The following is a 20,504-nucleotide window of genomic DNA, read 5'->3' as shown; positions in this document are numbered from 1 at the left end:
ACGAAATGGATCAGCTCAGGCCCGTTGAATTGAAGGTGGTGGACGAGCTGTTCGGAATGGGCTCCGGCTATGTCCTCGATTTCACCAATGCGACGTTCGACGATTTCTTCCGCCGCGAGGTCGGCGTCGACATCTATGACGACGCCTATGCTCAAGGTTCTGGCAGCAAGGGGAAGCGCCTGCGTGTCTTCCTCACCGTCGGTCAGTCGCGCGCGATCGTGAGGGCGCTTACTTCGCTTTGGGAGTATCGCGAAACCGCACGCATCGGTCGCGGTGCCCCGGATACCGTCACCAAAGCGCGCGCGCGCCTCAGCGCCATTGTCGAGCGGCTGGGCGGAGCGCCATTACCATCCTTCGACCTCGAAGGTGCCTCACCCTGGCCGCATCCATCGTCCGACCGCAACGACTCCGACCACGCCGAGCTTGATCGTCTTGAACGCGACCTCCTGGGGCTGCACGCCATGTCGGATGCCCCCCAGGCTCGAGGCTATCATTTCGAGCGGCTCCTCACCGCTTTGTTCAACGTCTGGCGCATGGATGCAAGGGGAGGGTTCCGTCTCACCGGGGAGCAGATCGACGGTTCGTTCCAACACGGCGGCACCACATATCTGCTCGAGGCGAAGTGGCACCGTACGAAGACTGACGCGGAGAAGCTGCACGCCTTTCAGGGAAAACTGAGTGAGCGGCTCGAAGGGACCAGAGGCCTGTTCGTGAGTTTCGAGGGGTTTACCGACGGCGCGCTCGAGGCCTTTACGGCGCGCCGCATCATCCTTGCCGACGGCATGGACATATTCGATGCCTTACAACGCCGGCTTTCGGTACCGGAGATTATTGCCGCAAAGGCGAGATATGCTTCGGAATACCGAAATCCGTTTGCGCGTGTGCGCACCTTGTTTCCAGTCTAGGCACGGAACGTTCGAGACGGAGTAACGAGTAGCTGCTGCCTGGGTGGGGAAGAAATGCACACATGTAGACCGCCGATGGAGGCGATCAGGAGATGGCTTTCTGATAATGGTACGGTCCGCGGTACCTACGGCCATCTGTTGCTCGAGCAACGGGCTGCGACAGACGACGACCTGGTAGCGGCAATGCGGCCTTATTTCGAATCCGCCCATCTCGACGCGCGGGAATATTTCCATCGCCAGATTGCGATCGACCTCCATCCCGACGCCGGCGCTCCGGGCGCACATACGTGCTATCCAAGTTGCCTCCCCCGACCGCGAGACGCGGTCTATTCGGCGAAGTCATGGCCGGGATGATCACAGAAGCGTTCCAGCGGAATTTCGTTGGGGGACACCAATGGCGCATTCCCATTTTCTTGTTCCGCTATCATGCAGACGTTGAGGCCTATCTTTGGAGTCTCGCGCGCGATCCGGGACGGGAGCGGGAGATCTTCGGACGGTTTGGGTCCGACTTCATAGGGCTGTCCCTGAACGAGGAGGGCGAGGTCGTTCGGTTCATCGCTGGCGAAGCGAAATGGCGCGGACGACTGACAGAATCCGCGGTTGCCACGCTGATGCATGGTCCATGGGAAGAGGACGAGGAAACCGACGAGCGAATTCGGTCAGGTCGCGGGGTCTGGTTCGAAGTCAATCGAGATACGCCCATTCCCCATGGACTGCGCCAGCTCCAACGTCTCCTGGAGCTGCGTGATCCGGATGGGTTCCAGGCAACGATCCTGTCGATTGACCAGGCAGTGCTACTCGACGCTGTGCCATTGTCACGCACCAATCTTATCCTCATCGCTGGGAATGGTGCGCGCAACCGCGAGGCAAACGATGTGCTGATCGGGTGGGAGACGACTCCCGAAGAATACACTTCGCCTCACGACCTTCAGGTTGTCGAGCTCATTCTGACAGATGGCGCTGACTTGATTGACAGGCTTTACTCGACCCTTTGGCAGGAGGCGCGATAGTGCCGGAGCTCGACGCAGATCGTCTGGAGATTGCTGACGCTGTACGTCGTCAGATCGCCATCGAGAACGAGCTATCTCGCCAACAGGCCCGATCCTTCGTCCGGTGTCTTCAAACGACCTGGGACGTTCCCACGATCCAATGGGGAGAACAGGAGACGGCTCTGCAACTCGCCGATGCACGACGACTTCTTCATGCCGGGCAAATCTTTCGGCAGATCGAAGGGACAACCTCGAGGCGCGCAATCGATTGTTACCGAAGGGCGGGGAAAATTCTTGAATGGCTCACGCGTGCGAGTGATCCGGTCCGTGGTATCGTGCCGATCGAGCTCCTCGCAGCCGCAGCCTACCAACTCGGTGGATTGCCGGCCATGGCCTCAGGTCTGCTCGGACAGGTCGAGACAGAAAACGACGGTGTCGCGCTCTATGCGGCGTTCCTCAGGGCGGACTTCGACGACGTCATCCGACGGGCTGCGGCATTCTGGGCAGCCAACCCTGAACTGACTAGGCGAGACGCCGCGTTTCGGATGGGGATGCCGAACCCCGAGGAAGACGAGTTGTTAGGCGACGACAATCGCGTCGTCTGGTACTTCACAGTCGAGCTTGTCCGCAGCCTTGGCCTCATCGCCGACAGCCTGCGTCGTGGTCGCGATGAACGGCTCGAGGTGGCGTTGGCGAAACTCATCGCCCTGGATGAGATGGCAATCCGCACGTTCAGCGACGATGCTTCGCTACTCATTTCCCTCATGCAGCTTGTCGCGCAGGGTTATCGGGCAGCGAGTATCTATCGTCCGCTCCTTGAGCTTGCTGCGATGGACCCAGATCGCAGAGCTCGGCTCGAGGCCTACGCGCGCGACCAATTTCGACGGGGTCGCGGAATCCTCTGGACATCACAGCTGCAAGGCCTTGAACGGCTTTTGCGGGACTCCTCGTTTGCGTTGTGTACACCAACCGGTTCCGGCAAAACGCTGGTGGCGAACATGGCACTTGTAAAGGAGTTGCTTCTCCATCCCGACAATGAGCTGGCCCCGCTGGCCATCTATCTGGTGCCGTCGCGGGCGCTCGCCGGCGAGGTCGAAGCCAAGCTGAGATCCGAGCTCGGCAACGACATGACGATCACAGGCCTCTATGGTGGTGCAGACTGGGGTATCACCGATTACTGGCTTACCGGTGACCGGCCGACGGTCTTGATTGCTACGGTCGAAAAAGCCGAGGCGCTCATGCGCTACCTTGGTCCGATACTCACTGCTCGGCTGCGATTGCTCATCTTGGACGAAGCCCATCAGGTCGTCCCGGAAGGCGGGGAAAACACACGGGTCAGTTTTGCGGAGCATAGCAACCGATCGCTCAGGCTCGAGAGCCTCGTCTCTCGCGTCATGGTGCAGCGCCCGAATGGCGTGCGGATCGCTTTGACGGCCGTCGCGGGAGGTGCGGCGATGCCCGTTGCGCGGTGGGTCGAGGGAAGACCAAATGCCGAACCGGTGGGGGTCAGATACCGCAGCACACGGCAGGTGATCGGCGTCCTAGAGACTGCGCCGAACTCGACCGGACGCATTTTGCTCGACATCATGAACGGCCGACCTCTCTACATCCGGGGTCAGGATCAGCCCGTCTACCTGCCGCTGCGGATGCAGCCGATGCCCCAACTTCCTGCAGCAATGCGCAACAGCCTCAATCGCTTCAACAGCCTTAGCGTGCTTTGGACGGTTCTCCATCTTGTCGAGGAAGGTCAGCGCATCCTGATCTCGATAGCGCAGGAACCGGAACAGACAATGCGATGGTTCAAGGAGGCGCTTGAACTCGACAGTTGGGCGAACATCCCCGCGTTTGAACAGCCCGTCGGCACGGATCGCATTCGGTTCGACGAGGCTCGCGCCGCATGCCTGGACTATTGCGGCGCCGATTCTTTCGAGCTCTTTCTTCTCGACTACGGTATCGCAACCAGCCACGGCCAGATGCCGCAGCGCTTGCGCAGGCTGATGACCGAGATGATAGATCGCCGGATCTGCCCGATCACGGTCGCGACGGCGACGCTTACCGAAGGTGTCAACCTGCCGTTTGATCTGATTTTCCTCACATCGCTCAAACGCCGTTCATGGGATCACGCAACGCAAACCCAGGTGGTTTCACCACTCTCGACGGCCGAGTTCCGTAATCTCGCCGGACGCGCGGGGAGGCCTGGCGCTTCGAAGGGTATCGAAGGCATGACAATCGTCGCCTTGCCAACGCAGGTTTCGTCGACTGCGGCGGGCACAATACCGACCCAGCGAACCCAGTTTCGGGAGTTGCAGCGGGACTACGAGCGTCTGCGCGTGTCACTGCTCATCGAAGAAAGCGACGCCGGCAACGTCGAGAGTCCACTTGCATTGCTTCTGTCAGCCATTCGCGAACGTGCCTTTCGGGTGCTCGGCGTCAATCCCGGCGCGTTTGTCGCCTGGTTAGAAGAGGCTCTTCCTGCGGCAATCAGTGACGAGGCAGGTGAGGGCGCAACGGATGCCGAGTCGCGATTGGCAGACTCACTTGACGAGCTGGATGGCGTTCTCCTGACCGCGATCGAAGAACTGGCTCGTGCTGAGGAAGCCGCGGTATCAGGTGCCGAAGCAGAAGCGCACCTCGTCGATCTATGGCAGCGTACGTTCACATCGGTGGCGGCCATTCAGGAAGCTTGGTTGAGACAAGCATTCATCGCTAGGGGGCGGGCGATCGTGGAGACTATTTATCCTGACGCTCAGGAAAGACGGCGCCTCTACCAGTACGGGTTTACGCCCTACATCGGACGGCGGTTTGAAGCGATTGCCCCGCGTATCCGAGCGGTCATCGAAAACGCCACGAATTACGGTGGGGACGATGCCGAGGCCCGCATCGACATTTTCGAAGAGATCGGAGGGCTTCTCTCGGGCGACCAAGGTTTCGGATTTCGTGTCAGGCAGACGGAAACGGACCGCGACCTTCTGCGTCGCTGGGCTGAGGTGCTGAGCTGGTGGATGAACGAACCAGACGCGCGTAAGCCCGAACCCGACGATCTGCGCGCGTGGCAACGCTTTGTCGCCGACAATCTCGAATTCAGGCTTGGCGTTGCCATTGGGGCGGTGGTCGCTCAGGCATGGTCGGCCGGTGCCGCCGATCCTTACGCAGTGCCTTCCCTGGCGGACTGGAAGGCCACGACCGGTCTTCCCTGGTTCGGTTTCTGGGCACGCGAACTGCTTAGGTGGGGCACCCACGATCCTTTTGTGGCCTTTGCTCTTTCCCAGAACCTCGCTCAGACGCGCGAGACTGCAGCCGCGCGTCGCCAGGAATTCGAGGACTGGCTGAATGAGGAGTACGTGGACATAGAGCCCGAAGATCTTATAGACCCTCAACTCTTCCTGAGTTGGCAAGCAAGTCTCCCTCGCGCCGATACCGCCGGAGCAGCTCAGCAAACCGATGTCGCCGAGTTGACCGGGACTGATGGGCGGCGGCGGACTTACGAGGTCATACCGGTCCTCTACGACGGGTATATTCGGTGGCTGGACGCCGCGGGCTTTGAGCTTGCCCGGACTCGCGCAGCTAACAACCGCCGTGGTTCACGTTCGGTGAGAAACGACTTCCAGCTTCGTGTCGAACAACGGGGAGCTACCGTCTATCGCACATTTCCTGCCCAAGGTTGATCGTCGTGTCGCGCGAGCTTTCCGGACGGACGTGATCCCTTGTGCGAAATTGCCAGCGACATATGTCCGGTTATTAAAGCAACACGCCCTGCTTCGTCTTTTTGCCTGATTTTTCAGCCGCAGGTTGAGTCACCTTGAGCCTATCTGATCGATCCGGTCGACTGGGCACCATGCTTAGCTTACGCTTTAAGGTCGGAATTTGCCGGCCTAGGAGCACGAAATGCGGGATGTCTAGCGGTAGCACCTCAGCGACCCGATCTGGATCACTGCGCACGACCTCGCGTAGCTCCATCAAAAGTCTGCCCAAGACATTGCGGCCCGCTAGATAATCGTCTTCCGCTGCCTTTGCGCCCCAGTAGTCGTCTTTGCGCGAGTCCTCAACTATAGGCCGGTCGCCAGTTGCCAGCAGAAGCGCTGAGAAGGTCTCCCAGTTCTGCGCCAGCTTCACCCGAAGGCACCAGCGCATCACCGAAACGCGAACATCCTCCCAATCCGGCCGGGAATCCTTACGATATGGCTTGGATTTCATCTTGGCTGTCATCGGACTGGTTTCGTCGATGACCATCCGCTGGACGTCGGGCATATGTGGGAAGCGACACGCTTGATAGAGGGCTTCGGATGTCCGTATTAGCTCACCCAGCATTGTGATCGGAAATCCCGGCGCCATGTTCGACAAGCCGCCGAAATCCTCAGTCGTCTTGCGGAAGCTGACGACTTGATCGCGTTGATAGCTTCGAAATTCGGCTTGGGCCATGAGCTAGTTCGTCTTCCTCGGGAACAAGGGATACCATGGATTGCCCGCCCATAACACCAGAGGGGCGTTGTTAGGGCAATTGCGATAGGTAACTATCATTGACCCGAATCCCGTCGTTCCCATCATGCTATTTCCCAAAGGGCGCATATAGACGTTCAGGTAGGGCGACATGGCGCGCACTCCAACGCCGGACACTAGAAATTGCTGTTCGAGAAGCGCCCGACCGTTCTCAGAAGAGAAAAACCCCAAACCTCCGACCTGCCCGGGCGTTCGAAGAACCGGTTCCAGATTTAAGCCTTGCACGTAAGCTAGCGTTGCGGGATCGGCGGGGATGACTGTAGGCCGCAGGACGTCGGTGTTGGTCATATAGGCCTTCCGATCCTCGACCTGGAATACGCGCCACCATGTCACGTTGATGGTTTTACCCGCTTCCTTGGCCGCGTCGGCGATGTCTTTGCCTGTTCGCCATTGGCCAAGCGAGTGATAGGCAATCGTCGCTATGGCGAGCTTCGCTTTCTGCGGGGCAGCCTCCCTGATCCATTTGACGATATCGTGCTTGATCCGCCCACCAGAAAACAAAACATCATCGATGTAGAGGAAGGTATCTGGCGCGTCGCTGCCGCAGTCGGCAATCCTTAAGCCACAAGTGTTCTGCAGTGCGTTGTCAAATATCGACAACATATCCTTCTGGCTATTTCCCGCCGTCTGGATCTGTAAAATCTTAGTGGATTTCCAGAATTGTTTGGGATCGTCGCCGGTAAGCGTCTTGTTGCCGGCAACCGCCGAAAGAAAACTTACTACCTTCTTGCGGGTGAAATATGTCTTGTTAAACACATGTCCGAGTTCACCAAGGATCGGCTCTTGTGTCCCTTCGGGAAATTGTCGAACCCACTTATCGACGTGGGCCTCGCTCATCGGCGGAATCTCGCCCGGGCGATAATCCCCAATTTGCTCCACCACCCGCTGAAGCAATTCCTTTCTTGTCGTCACCCCCCAGCCTCCTTGCGGTAGTCCACCATCTGGAGCCCGATATCCGACTCGCCGTGCAACCTTCGTCTATCCTCGCTGCTAATAGAGGAAATACAAAGAGTCCAAAGCCATGTTTTCCGGCCATCCCCCGGTCTCTTCGTATTCTTACTCAAAGAGTAAATGGCTGACCGAGACACGCCAAAGCAATTGGCGCTGGGCTGAGCGCTTCGCCAGCGCAGAGTCGTCCATCGATGGAGCCGGAGTAATTATCTGCGCAGGTCGAACTCAACGTGTCGAATGGGTGCTTGACAAACTTAGCATGCTTGCGATAATTAGCGATCATGGAAAAGGATAAGAACGATCTTGGCGCTTATCTAGCGAAGGCTAGGAAGGTTCTTGGGCTCAGCCTCCGCACCGTCGAGGCGGAAACCAATGTGTCAAACGCCTATCTCAGCCAGTTGGAGACGGGAAAGATCAGAACACCTTCACCGACGGTGCTTCATACCCTAGCGCTTCGGTACGGTGTTGCATACGAGCGCCTCATGGCCTTGGCCGGGTACCCGGTACCCGGCCACGCTGTGGACGATCCGTCTGCGCGGTCACTGGACTTGGCCGCCCGACTCGGTAACATTTCGCCGGACGAAGAAGAGGCGCTCTTCGACTTCCTCAGTTTGATTCGAAAGCGCGAACGAGGCCGCTCATGAGGTGGTCATACTCATCGGCTCGAGTTTTCCGTCAGTGCCAGCGCAAGTGGTTCTACGCTAACGTAATGGCGCCGACTGGGCGTGTGAAAGATGAAGCTCGGTTGCGCGCACGGCGCTTGAAGAGCCTTTCGACTCTTTCGGCTTGGAGGGGCCAGATCGTGGACACGGTTATCTCCGAACGCATCGTCCCGGACTTGGACTTCGACGAGCGGTTGACTTTGCGCCAAGCCAAAGAACATGGAAAACAGTTGTTCGACAAGCAACGTCAGTTCGCGGAAACACACCGAGAAGAAGACCTCACATTGGTCAAGTCGCATCATGGTGATGCGTTTCTTCTACTGTTTGAACACGCTTATGGTCGTGAAATCACCGTGGATGATTACGACGCAGCCTGGGACGACATCGTTACGGCGCTCACAAATCTCTATCACTTTGATGAGTTCCGAGCCAACGTGGTCGCTGGCTGGAGTTTCCATGCGCAGCCTCGACTTCACTTCAACATCCTTGGCAATCTTGACGGTAGCGCCTTCCCCGATCTGATTGTTTATACCGGAAGCGCACCCATCCAAATCATTGATTGGAAGGTGCATGCGGATGGCGCAAACGACGCCAGGGATCAGCTTGCAAGCTATGCCATTGCGCTCAGTCGCATGGAGAATCCCAACCGAGGCTTTCCGGATCCGTGGCAGGCACCCCCACACGAGATCGTCCTGAAGGAGGTCCAACTCCTTCTTGGAGATGTACGAGAACATATCTTAACTGAGGCTGATCTCGAGGACGCTGAGCTTTTCATGATGAACACCGCCTTCGCCATGTCTGAGGCGCTTGGCGGCAGAAAATATGAAGACTTCGACATCGACGAATTCGATGTCGCGACGAATCCAGAAACCTGTACCACGTGCGCATTCCGAATGATCTGTTGGGAAACTGCCCGCCATGCTTGAAACGAACCTCTACCGGCTCGGCGGGCTTGAGACCGTCACCGCTCGCTACAGGCTCTTTGAAATCTTGGGGACCGATGTTTCCGGATCTCCCTACTTCGCTGGCGTGACGCGTTTGCAGCGGACGCTCACGCGGCAATACCAGCGGCCGTTTGCCCTCCTGCAACGTGGCGATGTCATGAATCTGGCCGTGCCCGAGGAGGTAGCTAACAACATCGCGTTACATCACAACCTTGTTCGATGGGTCGCGTCGCTGAAAGCGGTTGGCGAAACGCTCGAAGTCGATTGCTCGGTGGATGGCGATGAGCTTGACCCGATCCGGCTTCGGTTCCTGAATTTTATCGTTCAAACTCCACTCTACAGAAGCAATGAGTTGTGGCGACCCAGGGCGGGTGACGCCTTCTATCACCGTGATCCCGCATCTTCTCGGGACGGTGTAGACATCTTCGAGGGTGTCTCCGTGCGGGTCGTCCCTTACCCGCGCGGTGGTTTCGGCGTCCTACTCGAAGCGAAGACAAAACTGATCTCTGCGCGATCCATCGGCGCCGATGCCGACCAAAACACCATCCGTCGCATGAAAGGCTCATCCTGCCTTTATCGCATGGGTGACCAATGGTTCGAAATACGAATCAGTGGTGCTGGACTATCGGTCAGCGATCCCATCACCTTTGAGGACGGAAAGCCTATTTCCCTTAAAGAATATCTCCATAAGAACGCCCAACGACCGATCCCCAAAAGCCTGATAAATCTCAAGGGCGATGGCGCAGTCGTGCACTATCGCGGGTCCGAAACTGCGCAGGTGAAAGCCGCTCCCGCGGAACTCTGCTTTCCTATTCTCGACACGCATTCGAGGCGAGGAGCACACCTTCAGCGGCAGACCATCCAGCCACCGGGTGCACGTCGGGCCAAGGCATTTCAATTTAAGAGACGCTTTCTTGACAATGTCGTACTCGGCAATGCTCGTATCACAGTTGCTGATAACGCAGCAGAGCTTACGACGCGTCCCTTCGACTTGCCTGACGTTCTTTTTGGCGGCGGGCGCAGACTCTACGGTACCCAGCGCAATGGCAGCCGGGTCGATGTACGTGACTACGCAAAGAGCCGCCGCAGGCTTCTGGAACAGAAAGGTGCCGGCTTCTACGAAGCCTCCCCCTCGAACCGCAGGCACTCGTGATTCCTCAGAGTGTGATGAACGCGTGGGGACCGACCTTCGTGAAGGACTTCCAGGACGAAGTGGGTAGACTGCATCCAACCGGAGGTTACCGACCCAAGGTTGTGCCATACAACGATCTCAGTGCGCCGGTTAACTCCGCCAACCAGGCCAAAGCAATCCTTAAGCTCGCGCAGACAGGTGAACTGGAGCCCGGTGACTGCGCTATCATGCTCCATGCCAACAATGGACAGGCGCGGATGCAGGATAAGCTCCCCGCGCTGCTGATGAACAAGCTTCGGAGCGACCATGGCATAAATGCTGCCGTGTTTCACGTAACGACGCCGGACATGGCTTATCACCGGGTGGGTAGCGGGACGGACGCAAAGTACGTTCGCAAATCAGACCTTGGGGGTCGGTTCTCGGGGTATCTGACAGGTGCGGCGCTCAATAAAGTTTTGATTCCGAACGGGAAGTGGCCCTTCGTTCTCGAGAAAGGGCTCGAGGCGGACGTGGTGATCGGTATCGACGTCAAGCATCAGACGGCGGGCATTGTTCTCATAGCCGATGGGGGCCGCATTATTCGCCACAGGCTAAAAACATCCAACAAGCACGAGAAGCTGTCGGCTGGTATCGTTGAAAACCTGCTTACCGAAATGCTGCGCAGCGAGGCGCAGTATCTGTCCACGTTGACCAAGAAGATCGTTGTGCATCGTGACGGGCGTGTCTTCCCTAGCGAAATCGCTGGTCTGCGAGCGGGCTGTCAGACACTCGCCGATGAAGGTCATATCGCTGAAGATTTTGAACTGAACGTCTTCGAACTCGGCAAGACTTCCCCTGCGCCGCTGCGATTTTTCAAGGTTCAGAACGCGCATGGTCAGATGCCAAACATCCTCAATCCCGACATGGGAGAATGGATGGCCCTTTCCGAAAACGAAGGCTACGTCTGCACAACAGGTTGGCCGCTTCTACCCGGCGGGACGGCTCGACCATTGCACGTCACTCGTGCGGCGGGAACGCTTTCGATGGAACACGCGCTGCATGATATTTTTCGTCTTTCCTGCCTAACTTGGACTCGGCCGGAGAGCTGCTCCCGCTTGCCGATATCGCTGAAGCTTTGCGACACCTTCCTCAAAGATGAAGGCGCAGAACACGATGAGGATGACATGCTCTACGAAGGCGATAACGTTGAATTGGAAACGGCATGAGTACTTTGTCGCTGATCAGTGGTGCAGAATCCCTTGCTGCATCCTTTCATCTTCTGATCGATGAAATCCTGATGTCAGGCGACGCGGTTGTTGCTGAGAAAACAGAAAAACTGGCCGAAATGCTTCGGGCGGCTGCAACGGCAAGGGGTGGCAATGCCAGTCATGAGGGTCTGCTGCTCGATAGTCTGCTTCGAGACGCTCAAGGGAACTCCCGCTCGGATCTCGGGCACCTCGCGACGATTGTCGTTGCAAGCCGCCCAATTCCGAACGATGCGCTGCACGCGCTCGCCGATATTGCTAAACGTGTGAGCCATGAGCGGGCCGCTCTCTCTACGCGGACCGGCTCTTGGTGATCGCCGCCGCGTATTTGCGGGGGGCTATCGGTCACGCCATTAAGCGCGCGCGGGACCTCATCGAGATTTCGCACTCTGGAGGAGGGCTCGAACTCAGAGCACTTCAGAGCAAGTGCGTGGGCGAGCTGAATGACGCGCTTATCCTTCTGGCTCAGGCGCTCAAAAGTCTTGAGGCTTCGCCACCGAACATAGACGCGATATCGCGCACATATCAGGCAATGGCCAAGCGCATTTTCGATGTCGAACGCCTTGGCGTTTTCGCTTTGAAGAACACATCCTCTGATGATGCAGATCTGAATCGACTGCTGACGGCCATCTGTCGGGAAATTCACTACCCACTCGTCACGCCAACAGTGAGCCACACATCGCAGGACTATTTTGAGATTTCTCCATCATTCAATCTCTTGAGGGTGCCTTTGCTCGAAGGTCGCTACTTTCTGCACCTACCGGACCTCTATCATGAGCTCTGTCATCCTTTGGTCGCTCCCCAAGGCGTTACAAATCCTAGGCTTGATCCACTGTCTAGGGCCTTTCGAAAGGTTATGAACGAGCGGGGTGTCGCGTTGGACAGGGCCTCGGTCCGCGGAGAAAGGCGACGTGGCGGACCTGACATGACGTTTCGTTATGCCCTTTGGCGCAGATGCTGGATTGAAACTTGGTGTGAAGAGTTTCTCTGTGACGCCTTCGGCGCATTTTGCGCGGGACCAGCGTTTGGATGGACCAACTATCATCTCTGCTTTCGAAGAAGTGAGGGCATTTTCCACGTTCCCGCCACCCGTCCCGCGTCGCATCCTGCTGACGATGCACGGATGTCCGTGATCCTTGCGGTTTTGCGGCAAACTGATTGTGAGCGGGATGCCGAGGCGGTTGGCCGGGCTTGGCAAGAACTCACAAACGACCGGAATTCAGAGAAAACGGCGCTCTTCGACCTCTGCTATCCACCCGAAGCTTTGTCGGGCCTAGCATCCGCTGCCGTCGCCGCGTTTCGAGAGTGCGGAATTGTCGGTTTCAACGTCCAGAATCCGCCAAAAATCTCAGGCCTGCTTCAGGACGCTTGGTACATGTTCTGGAGCCCGACGACGCCCTACGAGACCTGGGAGCGAAACGCTCGCATACGTCTTCTCGACGAGATCTCCTAACGGACGAAGAAATCCCTCAGCGGCCGCGCAGCCTTGTGTACTTCCCACGCTTTGCCCGCCAACAGCTGAAGCGTTTGTGTTGCTTCCGGAGATGCAAGATCCAATGATTTGATGGCTTCGACCTGGTTCTGCGCAGGTTCTTCGTCAATGCGTAGAAATCGATTTCGAAGGAGGCTGCTCATCTGAGACAGCACCAAATGTTCTTGGGCTGCCATGATCGTTTGGATAAGCCCACGGCGCGCTATCCATGAAAAAGATCCGGGGGCTCGGGATTTCTCATGCACGGCGGAACCTTGCCGACGGGACGCGGTGCCGATCGAAAGCTGGTAGATCTCCTCCATCCGCGCGTGAGAGAAGTTCACCGCGTCGAGGAGGGCGATCATGTCTGGCGCGTTCGCTACAAGCCCACCATCGATGTACTCGCTTGGCCCAATTTTCTTCGTCGGGAAAAAGGTTGGTGCCGCAGCGCTTGCGAGTATCGCATCTTCGATGCTCACGGCGCTGGCCGCTTTGCCCGCAATGCCTTTGGAACGAAAGACGCTCGTTTCGCCTGTTGAGTAGTTGACGGCCGTTATAATGAGTGGCGCGTCGTAGTCGCTGAGCAGAGTTGCGGCAACGGGCTTACCGAGCGTCTTGCGAATGGCTTCAAGGATTGGAGCCGGGCTATAGGGTGCCGCGACCACGAGCTGTTTGACGCTGGTGGTGATGCCGCGAGCGAAGATCAACGGTCCGTAATCTTTGATTGTCGCCGCTAATGTCGTCGCTGGAACGGATGCCGAAAGGCCCGCAGCAAGGAGCGCGCCAATAGAGGTTCCAGAAATGATGTCAAAGCGGTTGTTGCACCGAACGTTGAACTTTGACTCGCATGCGGCAAGAAATTCGGCGCCGAAGAGCCCTCGATAGCCTCCACCGCTCAGTGCCAAGATCTGAAACCTATTGGGAGCGGACTGCGCCATTTCACTTGCGAACGAAGTCTTCAGGGTTTTCTACGGTAAGCCCCGGGATGTCTGCGTGCCCATCCTGATGGTAGTCCACGTAAACAAATGGGAAATCTCCCCTCCCAACCAACGCTGTTGCGATCTCAACCTTTGTCGCGCTAGGCACTTCGAATTGCCGTCCGTCGGGGTCTCGATATGTGATCCTCATATCAAGCAGATCGCCCCAGCGTGCGGCGATCCGATGGTCCATCGCAATGATCCGGTCATCGCGCGCGAAATCTTCGAAAAGCCTGTTTGCCTGGTCGATGAAGTCTCTGATCACCGGCACGGGATGCACGGCGGCTTCGGGCTTTGCCCGTGCCGCCGTGAGCGCTTGTTCAAGTTGCCATCTGATGGTCATAGGCGTCACTGCACTGATGCAGATATCGTCTGCATAGATGCCGCGCGAGTCTGCGGCTTCTAACCAAAGTTCAGCATTGAGGTTACGCCTCTTGATCACGTCAAAGACGCACTGGGAGCTCATCAAATAGCGCGACATGAGCGACGACTAAAATACACGTCCGCGTCCGCCAACAGTCTCCTCTTGAGACCGAGGCTCAAGACGCATCTTCACAACGCTTGCATCGAGCGGCTTTAGCTGTGCGAGCAATGCACTCGCGGGCCTTCGCCGTGCAGTTTTGCGTTCTGTTCCACCGCGAACTGAGTCAATTAGCGAGAGTATGGTATCCGACGATAGGACGAACGCTGCCTGAGGCAAATTGTCGACGCGCCCAGCCCTTGCAATCACATAAGCCTGCCCAGACTCAAGCGCACGTTTCCGAAGGTAGTTCATGTTCTTATTTGCACGCTCTTCGGGGACGACCTCTAGATTGATAACCGGGCACACCTGTAAGGCTTCCAGAAACTCTAGCTTTTGGCGGCTGTCTGGCATTTGCTCCACAAAACCCTGGAGTGTTTTGGCGAATTCACTCATCGGAACGCTCCTTTGTCGGCTCCGTACCCTGCCCGGTATGTTAGCGTGAATATCGCTCGATATCAAGCCTATTCGAGCGATCTTAGGGAAACGCTCACACGAATCGACCGCTATGTTGCGAATCCGATCGATCCATGGCTGAGTCTCTCCTAGCGCAAACCGAAAGTAATCATGCTCCGCAACTTTGGGCCGCAGATTTCCAGCCAAACGCAGGTCCCTGCGCAGCAAATGGGGGCTGCGGTTCCGCTCACCAGACCTACAAACCAGAGCTGGATGTTCGCTATTTGTGCTTCAATGTTGCAACCAAGTTCGAATGTCGCTTGGCTAGCAAAGTAGAAATGTCGCAAGACGGGGCTGCCGGCTGCGACGCCAGCGCCCGATCGGGCGACAGCTGGTCGGGGTTGCGCTGCCCGATCGGGGGCGATCCAGTAGATCTCCGTCGGCCCTTTGAGACCAGCGTGGCCCTCTTCGAGCTAAAGGCCGGCTTCCGTTGTCGGTTGAGTCTTCCGGTTGGTTGGAAACTCGTCCAGCACTGCGAGGACATCCGCAATACGATTCCTATCGCTCTCTGTGAGTGTCAGATCGATTTTGACGGCCTGGCTCTCGACCTTGGCCGCGAGACCTCTAGCGAGCGCCTGTTCACGCCGCGCGATGATCGCGGGGTCCTTTGTGAAGTCCGCCTTCCGTCCGGGCTTGCGGCCACGCTTCACATAGCCATTGCTCTGGCTGCCGTCGGGGATGCCGAACATGTGGTTCGTCTGTCCGGTGCGCCGCGGCCCGCGCTGGCTGCGATGAAGCTCCCGCCCAGCCTGCATCTGGGCGACCAGGTCCAGGGCAGCATCAAGTCGCTTGTTCTCGACAATCTCTGATCTATGAACCGAACGCAGCTTGTCGAAGGTTCTGTAGGGTAGGGCGATGCCGTCGTGCATGACCTCGAGGCGACCGTCGGGATAGTCGCAGACGACGACCTTTTTGCGGGCAAGCCGCTTCGCGGTATCGGTCGGATCGAGAATGAACAGCACCTTGTCGTAGCGCAGCGTCAAAGCCTGAGACAGCGTGCGAACCTCCTTGCGGCACATGGCGCCGTCCAGATTCTCATGATCGGCGAGGGGGCGGTGCATATCCTTCGGATTGCGCGGTTCCTTGCCGAAGCGTGCGTTGAAGTCCGCCATGAACTCGGGCGCATAGGCATTGGCCGCTTCGATCGTGCTGATGTCGCGCAGGCGCAGTTCCTTCACAAGCCGGTCCTGGAGCGTTTGGTTGGCGCGCTCGACGCGACCCTTGGCCTGTGGGGTGTTGGCACAGATGATATCGATGTTGAGTTCATAAAGAGCCCGGCCGAACTGTGTCAGGCCGCTGCTTCTATCCTTCTCGGAACCATGGGTCGCTCGGAAAATGCCATGCTTGTCGCTGTAAAACGCAAGCGGCTTGCCCCATTCCCGCAGATACGCCTTTGCCGCGTGAAAGTAGTCGAACGTGTTCTCGGAGCCGGCAAAGCGCAGATGCAGCAGCTTGCCGGTCGCATCGTCGATGAAGACGAGCAGGGCGCATTTGGGCCCACGGGTCTCGAACCACCAGTGATGCGAGCCGTCGATCTGCACCATCTCGCCCAAGCAGTCTCGTCGCCCGCGCGGCTGATGTAGCCGCTGCTTGCGTTCACGGCGCGACGTCCAGATTCCAGCCTCCGTCATCCACTTGCGGAGCGTCTCCTTGCTGACCGCGAGCTGATGTCGTTCGATCAGCTTCTCGTGGGCAAGCGTTGGACCGAAGTCGATGTAGTGTTCGCGGATCAGCTCCAGCACGAAGTCGCGAACACCATCGACAATGCGATTGTTGGAACGTCGGCCACGCGCCTTGTGCCGGAGAGCCGCAGCGCCATCCGCCTCGAACGTCTTCAACAGACGCTGGACCTGACGAACTGAAACGTCGAGCAGGCTTGCCGCTGCAATGCTTGTCATTCGCCGCTCAACGATCTTCGACAGAACCTCGATACGCCGCAGCTCGCGTTCGCTCATCAGAACCAGTCCCAATCTTCAATCTCCCGCGCTCTCGAACGCGGGGAGATTGGCAAGGCAGAAGCGACATTCCTACTTTGCCAGATCCGGACATTTTAACTTAGCTGCTACAGGTCAAAGTCGCATAAAATGCAGTCCGGAACTGCCGGACGGACGACCATTTAAATAGCAGGGCGTTCATCGCACCCCATCGTACGTAGGGCGCATTCCGGTTTCCGCCGTGCAGCGCCATGCTTGATCCACCTGTCCAGAACAGTGGAGCGAGCCAGTGACACCCACGAAGCTGCTAATTGGGCAGATCGCCGTTGTGTTTGCGATCGTCCTCCTTGGCGTGTGGGCTGCGACACAATGGTGCGCCCACATGCTTGGCCATCAGGCGCCGCTCGGCGCGCCCTGGTTCATCGCGGCCGACTGGCCGATCTACAAGCCGTGGAAACTGTTCGAATGGTGGTTCCATTTCGACGCCTACGCGCCTGAGGTGTTCGACAAGGCCGGCATGCTTGCTGGCACTACAGGATTCATGGGCTGTGCCGCGGCGATCGCCGGTTCGCTCTGGCGCGCGCGACAGCGCGGTCTGGTCACCACCTATGGCTCCTCACGATGGGCCACGAAACAGGAAATTGAGAAGGCGGGGCTGTTTCGGCCGGCTGGCGTTTTCGTCGGCAAGATGATGGATCGCTATCTGCGTCATGACGGGCCGGAGCACGTCATGGCCTTTGCGCCGACACGTTCGGGCAAAGGCGTCGGACTGGTTATCCCAACTCTTCTTTCCTGGACCGGCTCAGCTATCATTCACGACATCAAGGGCGAGAACTGGCAACTGACCTCTGGTTGGCGATCGAAGTTCTCTTACTGCCTTCTTTTCAATCCGACCGATCCAAGGTCGGCGCGCTACAACCCGCTGCTGGAAGTGCGCAAGGGCCCGAACGAGGTCCGCGACGTCCAGAACATTGCCGACATCCTCGTCGATCCTGAAGGTGCGCTGGAGCGGCGGAACCATTGGGAGAAGACCAGTCACTCGCTCCTGGTCGGCGCCATTCTGCACGTGCTCTACGCCGAGCAGGAAAAGACGCTGGCCCGCGTCGCCACCTTCCTGTCGGACCCGCAGCGCACGTTTGCCGCGACACTGCGGCGGATGATGACGACCAACCACCTCGGCACGGCAGATATGCCTGACGTTCATCCCGTCGTGGCCTCGGCGGCACGTGAGGTGCTGAACAAGTCGGAGAATGAGCGTTCGGGCGTTCTTTCGACAGCCATGTCGTTTCTCGGGCTCTATCGAGATCCGACGGTAGCGGCTGCAACATCGGGCTGCGACTGGCGCATCGCTGACCTCATGGATGCCGAGCGACCCATATCGCTCTATCTGGTCGTGCCGCCATCCGACATCTCGCGCACCAAGCCTTTGGTGCGACTAATCCTGAACCAGATCGGCCGGCGGCTGACGGAGCGCCTGGAGGGTGATCCAAAGAAGAGCCGAAAGCATCAGCTTCTCATGATGCTGGACGAATTCCCGGCACTCGGGCGCCTTGATTTCTTCGAGACCGCACTCGCCTTTATGGCTGGTTACGGCATCCGCGCCTATCTGATCGCGCAATCCCTGAATCAGACCTCGAAAGCCTATGGCGAGAACAACGCCATACTCGACAACTGCCATGTGCGGATTGCCTTCTCCTCCAATGACGAGCGTACGGCCAAACGCATTTCAGACGCCCTCGGTACGGCGACGGAACTGAGGTCCATGCGCAACTACGCCGGTCATCGGCTCGCGCCATGGCTTTCGCATGTCATGGTGAGCCGCCAGGAGACCGCTCGCCCGCTCCTGACTCCGGGCGAGGTGATGCAACTGCCACCGACAGACGAACTCGTACTGGTTTCGGGGTTGCCGCCGATCCGCGCTAAGAAGCTGCGCTACTACCAGGATCAGAATTTCACCGAGCGAGTGCTGCCTTCGCCAGTGCTGCGCGACGGCGCCTACGGGGACTGCCCTGCGCCGCGCCAAGACGATTGGACTGGGCAGGTGCGCAGCGTCGACCGCCGTCTTGCCGCCGACGATGAAAGCGCCGGCGCGACAATCGAAGCCGAGGGTGGCGTCCAACAGCAGCGCCATCCCGGTTTGCCCGAAGAACAGACCGCCGTCACCCAGAAGCCCGATCAGGAAGATCTATTCAACCCCGCTGACGATGATAGCGAGACGGTCGCTGACAAGCGCGTGATGGATCGGATTTCCACCGCGGCACGCGCCTATGGCATCAACGAGGGCAGGGGCGACGACAAGGGCATCGTCCCCGGCTTCTGAAGGCTGCTCAATGGCAGAGCGCATCTCAGCGTAGATAACGGCCATAAGCGATTTCGGGCGTCTGGCCGATGCTTGTTCCCGCCGCCGGCGCAACGCCGGCCTGTCGAGAACAAGCCGCATGAAGCCCCACCGCATTCGTCATCAGTTTCTGCTCGAGCTTGGGCTGAGCGAGAAACTGGAAAACCTCAGCCGTGATCCATCGACCACCAAATCCGCGGTCGTGGCGAAGGCGGTCGAGGCCTTCATCGAGCGGCGTGGCGAGAATGAGCTCGACCGCCGCTACGGCGTGAGGCTCGACCGTCTTTCCCGCGACCTCGCTCACGTTGGGCGCGATGCCGAGATGATCCTGGAGAGCCTGGCGCTCTTCATCCGCTTCTCGATCACGCTTCATGCCCACACGCCGGTTCCGGACAAAGCAACGCAGGCCATTGCCCAGGAGCGTTTCGACAAATTCGTCGAGCAGGTCGGCCGCCAGATCGCCTCCGGGAAACGGTCGCTCGGCAAGGAGAATGTCGTGGGAGGAGAAGGATGAGTTCTCATCCGGAAGCCGACCATCGCCGCTGTACCATGCTGCGCACCGCGATGGGGCCGGCGATCACCGAGGCCCTTGCCGATCCAGCCGTTATCGAAGTGATGGTCAATCCCGATGGTGCGCTGCGGCTCGACCGGTTGGGAGAAGGCCGAGTCGATACCGGTGTGCACATGCACCCTTCCGAGGCGGAACGCATCATCCGCCTCGTCGCCTCCCACGTGCGCGCCGAGGCGCATGCCGACAACCCGATCGTCAGTGCCGAATTGCCATCGGGCGAACGCTTCGAGGGGCTGTTGCCGCCGGTCGTGCTGGCGCCATGCTTTGCAATCCGCAAGCCGGCCGCAAAACTCTACACGCTGGCCAACTATGTCGCCGACCGCATCATGTCGCCGCTGCAGGCCGACGCGCTGAGGAAGGCGGTGCGTGAGCGGCGCAATATCCTGGTCGCCGGCGGCACGTCGTCGGGCAAGACGACGCTTGCCAATGCATTGCTCGCAGAAGTCGCCGAATGCGATGAGCGGGTGATCCTGATCGAGGACACGCGCGAACTGCAATGCGCGGCAAAGGACTGCGTCGCCCTGAGGACAAGGCGGGGTTCGGTCACACTTGCCGATCTCGTACGCTCGACGCTCCGGCTCCGGCCCGACCGGATCATTGTCGGCGAGGTGAGGGGCGCGGAAGCGCTCGACATGCTTAAGGCATGGAACACGGGCCACCCCGGCGGCATCGCCACGGTTCACGCCAATTCGGCGCGCTCCGCCCTCTACCGGATCGAGCAACTCTCCCAGGAAGCCGTCGTCACCGTTCCCCGCCGTCTCATAGCCGATGCCATCGATCTGATCGTCTTCATCGCCGGGCGCGGATCCTCGCGCCGCATCGACGCGATGGCCGAGGTCACCGGTCTCGACCACAACGGCGATTACGCCGTCGCCCCGCTCACGCTTCCGCAACTCCAGCAGCTCTGAAAGGT

At 58.6% G+C, this 20,504-nt stretch carries 17 protein-coding genes and 1 pseudogene; 12 read left to right on the top strand and 6 right to left on the bottom strand.

Annotated features, from left to right (window positions below; all coding sequences use genetic code 11):
• The first annotated feature begins 5 nt into the window (after positions 1 to 5).
• The 3 genes from AC56QQ_RS30105 (at position 6) to AC56QQ_RS30095 (ending at position 5,559) form a co-directional block, all read left to right on the top strand.
• Positions 6 to 905, top strand: coding sequence for a restriction endonuclease (locus tag AC56QQ_RS30105; protein ID WP_497104005.1), 900 nt, complete (start codon positions 6 to 8; stop codon positions 903 to 905).
• Between the two features lie 341 nt (positions 906 to 1,246).
• On the top strand, positions 1,247 to 1,915 hold the full coding sequence (locus tag AC56QQ_RS30100) for a hypothetical protein (RefSeq protein ID WP_497109042.1): 669 nt from the start codon (positions 1,247 to 1,249) through the stop codon (positions 1,913 to 1,915).
• Entirely contained in the window at positions 1,915 to 5,559 is a 3,645-nt protein-coding gene (locus AC56QQ_RS30095; RefSeq protein WP_497124431.1) for a DEAD/DEAH box helicase, read from the top strand. Before AC56QQ_RS30100 ends, AC56QQ_RS30095 begins: the two co-directional genes overlap by 1 nt.
• Before the next feature lie 73 nt (positions 5,560 to 5,632).
• Here AC56QQ_RS30095 and AC56QQ_RS30090 read toward each other — a convergent pair whose 3' ends face one another.
• Together AC56QQ_RS30090 and AC56QQ_RS30085 are read right to left on the bottom strand one after the other, a co-directional pair.
• Positions 5,633 to 6,313, bottom strand: a complete 681-nt coding sequence (locus tag AC56QQ_RS30090) for an NADAR family anti-phage protein (protein ID WP_489859679.1) — start codon at positions 6,311 to 6,313, stop codon at positions 5,633 to 5,635.
• Positions 6,314 to 6,316: 3 nt separating this feature from the next.
• Positions 6,317 to 7,303 carry a phosphoribosyltransferase-like anti-phage protein gene (locus tag AC56QQ_RS30085; protein WP_497100557.1) on the bottom strand — a complete coding sequence of 329 codons (987 nt, stop codon included), beginning with the start codon at positions 7,301 to 7,303 and terminating at the stop codon, positions 6,317 to 6,319.
• Positions 7,304 to 7,623: 320 nt separating this feature from the next.
• Here AC56QQ_RS30085 and AC56QQ_RS30080 point away from each other — a divergent pair, with 320 nt between their 5' ends.
• The 6 genes from AC56QQ_RS30080 to AC56QQ_RS30055 are packed head-to-tail and all read left to right on the top strand — an operon-like array spanning position 7,624 to position 12,777.
• On the top strand, positions 7,624 to 7,986 hold the full coding sequence (locus AC56QQ_RS30080; RefSeq protein ID WP_489859681.1) for a helix-turn-helix domain-containing protein: 363 nt from the start codon (positions 7,624 to 7,626) through the stop codon (positions 7,984 to 7,986).
• The gene (locus tag AC56QQ_RS30075; RefSeq protein ID WP_489859682.1) at positions 7,983 to 8,930 is read left to right on the top strand and encodes a PD-(D/E)XK nuclease family protein; all 948 of its coding nucleotides are present in this window, start codon (positions 7,983 to 7,985) and stop codon (positions 8,928 to 8,930) included. Before AC56QQ_RS30080 ends, AC56QQ_RS30075 begins: the two co-directional genes overlap by 4 nt.
• A complete protein-coding gene (locus AC56QQ_RS30070; RefSeq protein WP_497100558.1) occupies positions 8,923 to 10,101 on the top strand; it encodes a hypothetical protein in 1,179 nt (392 codons plus the stop codon). Before AC56QQ_RS30075 ends, AC56QQ_RS30070 begins: the two co-directional genes overlap by 8 nt.
• A 38-nt stretch (positions 10,102 to 10,139) precedes the next feature.
• Entirely contained in the window at positions 10,140 to 11,285 is a 1,146-nt protein-coding gene (locus tag AC56QQ_RS30065; RefSeq protein WP_497100559.1) for a hypothetical protein, read from the top strand.
• Positions 11,282 to 11,638, top strand: coding sequence for a hypothetical protein (locus AC56QQ_RS30060; protein WP_489859684.1), 357 nt, complete (start codon positions 11,282 to 11,284; stop codon positions 11,636 to 11,638). Before AC56QQ_RS30065 ends, AC56QQ_RS30060 begins: the two co-directional genes overlap by 4 nt.
• Entirely contained in the window at positions 11,632 to 12,777 is a 1,146-nt protein-coding gene (locus AC56QQ_RS30055; RefSeq protein WP_489859685.1) for a hypothetical protein, read from the top strand. The genes AC56QQ_RS30060 and AC56QQ_RS30055 overlap by 7 nt, the downstream gene beginning before the upstream one ends.
• Here AC56QQ_RS30055 and AC56QQ_RS30050 read toward each other — a convergent pair.
• From AC56QQ_RS30050 to AC56QQ_RS30035, 4 genes and pseudogenes are all read right to left on the bottom strand, one after another.
• Positions 12,774 to 13,700 (bottom strand): CBASS cGAMP-activated phospholipase, encoded by a 927-nt coding sequence (locus tag AC56QQ_RS30050; RefSeq protein ID WP_489859686.1) that lies wholly within the window; start codon positions 13,698 to 13,700, stop codon positions 12,774 to 12,776. The two genes, AC56QQ_RS30055 and AC56QQ_RS30050, sit on opposite strands and share 4 nt — an antisense overlap.
• Positions 13,701 to 13,734: 34 nt before the next feature.
• Positions 13,735 to 14,253, bottom strand: a complete 519-nt coding sequence (locus tag AC56QQ_RS30045; RefSeq protein ID WP_497124430.1) for a PIN domain-containing protein — start codon at positions 14,251 to 14,253, stop codon at positions 13,735 to 13,737.
• Between the two features lie 9 nt (positions 14,254 to 14,262).
• Positions 14,263 to 14,688 (bottom strand): hypothetical protein, encoded by a 426-nt coding sequence (locus AC56QQ_RS30040; protein ID WP_489859688.1) that lies wholly within the window; start codon positions 14,686 to 14,688, stop codon positions 14,263 to 14,265.
• 608 nt (positions 14,689 to 15,296) lie between these two features.
• Positions 15,297 to 16,703: pseudogene (locus AC56QQ_RS30035) on the bottom strand (ISNCY family transposase); the annotation flags it as partial.
• A gap of 268 nt (positions 16,704 to 16,971) precedes the next feature.
• Here AC56QQ_RS30035 and AC56QQ_RS30030 point away from each other — a divergent pair.
• The 3 genes from AC56QQ_RS30030 (at position 16,972) to trbB (ending at position 20,499) form a co-directional block, all read left to right on the top strand.
• Entirely contained in the window at positions 16,972 to 19,002 is a 2,031-nt protein-coding gene (locus AC56QQ_RS30030; protein ID WP_489859689.1) for a conjugal transfer protein TraG, read from the top strand.
• Between the two features lie 118 nt (positions 19,003 to 19,120).
• Positions 19,121 to 19,534, top strand: a complete 414-nt coding sequence (locus tag AC56QQ_RS30025; RefSeq protein WP_489859690.1) for a CopG family transcriptional regulator — start codon at positions 19,121 to 19,123, stop codon at positions 19,532 to 19,534.
• The gene (trbB, locus tag AC56QQ_RS30020) at positions 19,531 to 20,499 is read left to right on the top strand and encodes a P-type conjugative transfer ATPase TrbB (protein ID WP_489859691.1); all 969 of its coding nucleotides are present in this window, start codon (positions 19,531 to 19,533) and stop codon (positions 20,497 to 20,499) included. The genes AC56QQ_RS30025 and trbB overlap by 4 nt, the downstream gene beginning before the upstream one ends.
• Positions 20,500 to 20,504: the final 5 nt, after the last annotated feature.

Source organism: Mesorhizobium sp. RCAM 05099 (genome assembly GCF_059683685.1).
Note: the sequence above shows the minus strand (reverse complement) of the source record. Positions and strands in the feature narration are given on the sequence as shown.

What these genes read in the sequence shown, in the direction of transcription:
- AC56QQ_RS30105 (WP_497104005.1), top strand. Translation starts at nt 6, where the DNA reads ATGGATCAGCTCAGGCCCGTTGAATTGAAGGTGGTGGACGAGCTGTTC.
- AC56QQ_RS30100 (WP_497109042.1), top strand. Translation starts at nt 1,247, where the DNA reads ATGGCCGGGATGATCACAGAAGCGTTCCAGCGGAATTTCGTTGGGGGA.
- AC56QQ_RS30090 (WP_489859679.1), bottom strand. Translation starts at nt 6,313, where the DNA reads ATGGCCCAAGCCGAATTTCGAAGCTATCAACGCGATCAAGTCGTCAGC.
- AC56QQ_RS30080 (WP_489859681.1), top strand. Translation starts at nt 7,624, where the DNA reads ATGGAAAAGGATAAGAACGATCTTGGCGCTTATCTAGCGAAGGCTAGG.
- AC56QQ_RS30075 (WP_489859682.1), top strand. Translation starts at nt 7,983, where the DNA reads ATGAGGTGGTCATACTCATCGGCTCGAGTTTTCCGTCAGTGCCAGCGC.
- AC56QQ_RS30070 (WP_497100558.1), top strand. Translation starts at nt 8,923, where the DNA reads ATGCTTGAAACGAACCTCTACCGGCTCGGCGGGCTTGAGACCGTCACC.
- AC56QQ_RS30060 (WP_489859684.1), top strand. Translation starts at nt 11,282, where the DNA reads ATGAGTACTTTGTCGCTGATCAGTGGTGCAGAATCCCTTGCTGCATCC.
- AC56QQ_RS30045 (WP_497124430.1), bottom strand. Translation starts at nt 14,253, where the DNA reads ATGTCGCGCTATTTGATGAGCTCCCAGTGCGTCTTTGACGTGATCAAG.
- AC56QQ_RS30040 (WP_489859688.1), bottom strand. Translation starts at nt 14,688, where the DNA reads ATGAGTGAATTCGCCAAAACACTCCAGGGTTTTGTGGAGCAAATGCCA.
- AC56QQ_RS30025 (WP_489859690.1), top strand. Translation starts at nt 19,121, where the DNA reads ATGAAGCCCCACCGCATTCGTCATCAGTTTCTGCTCGAGCTTGGGCTG.
- trbB (WP_489859691.1), top strand. Translation starts at nt 19,531, where the DNA reads ATGAGTTCTCATCCGGAAGCCGACCATCGCCGCTGTACCATGCTGCGC.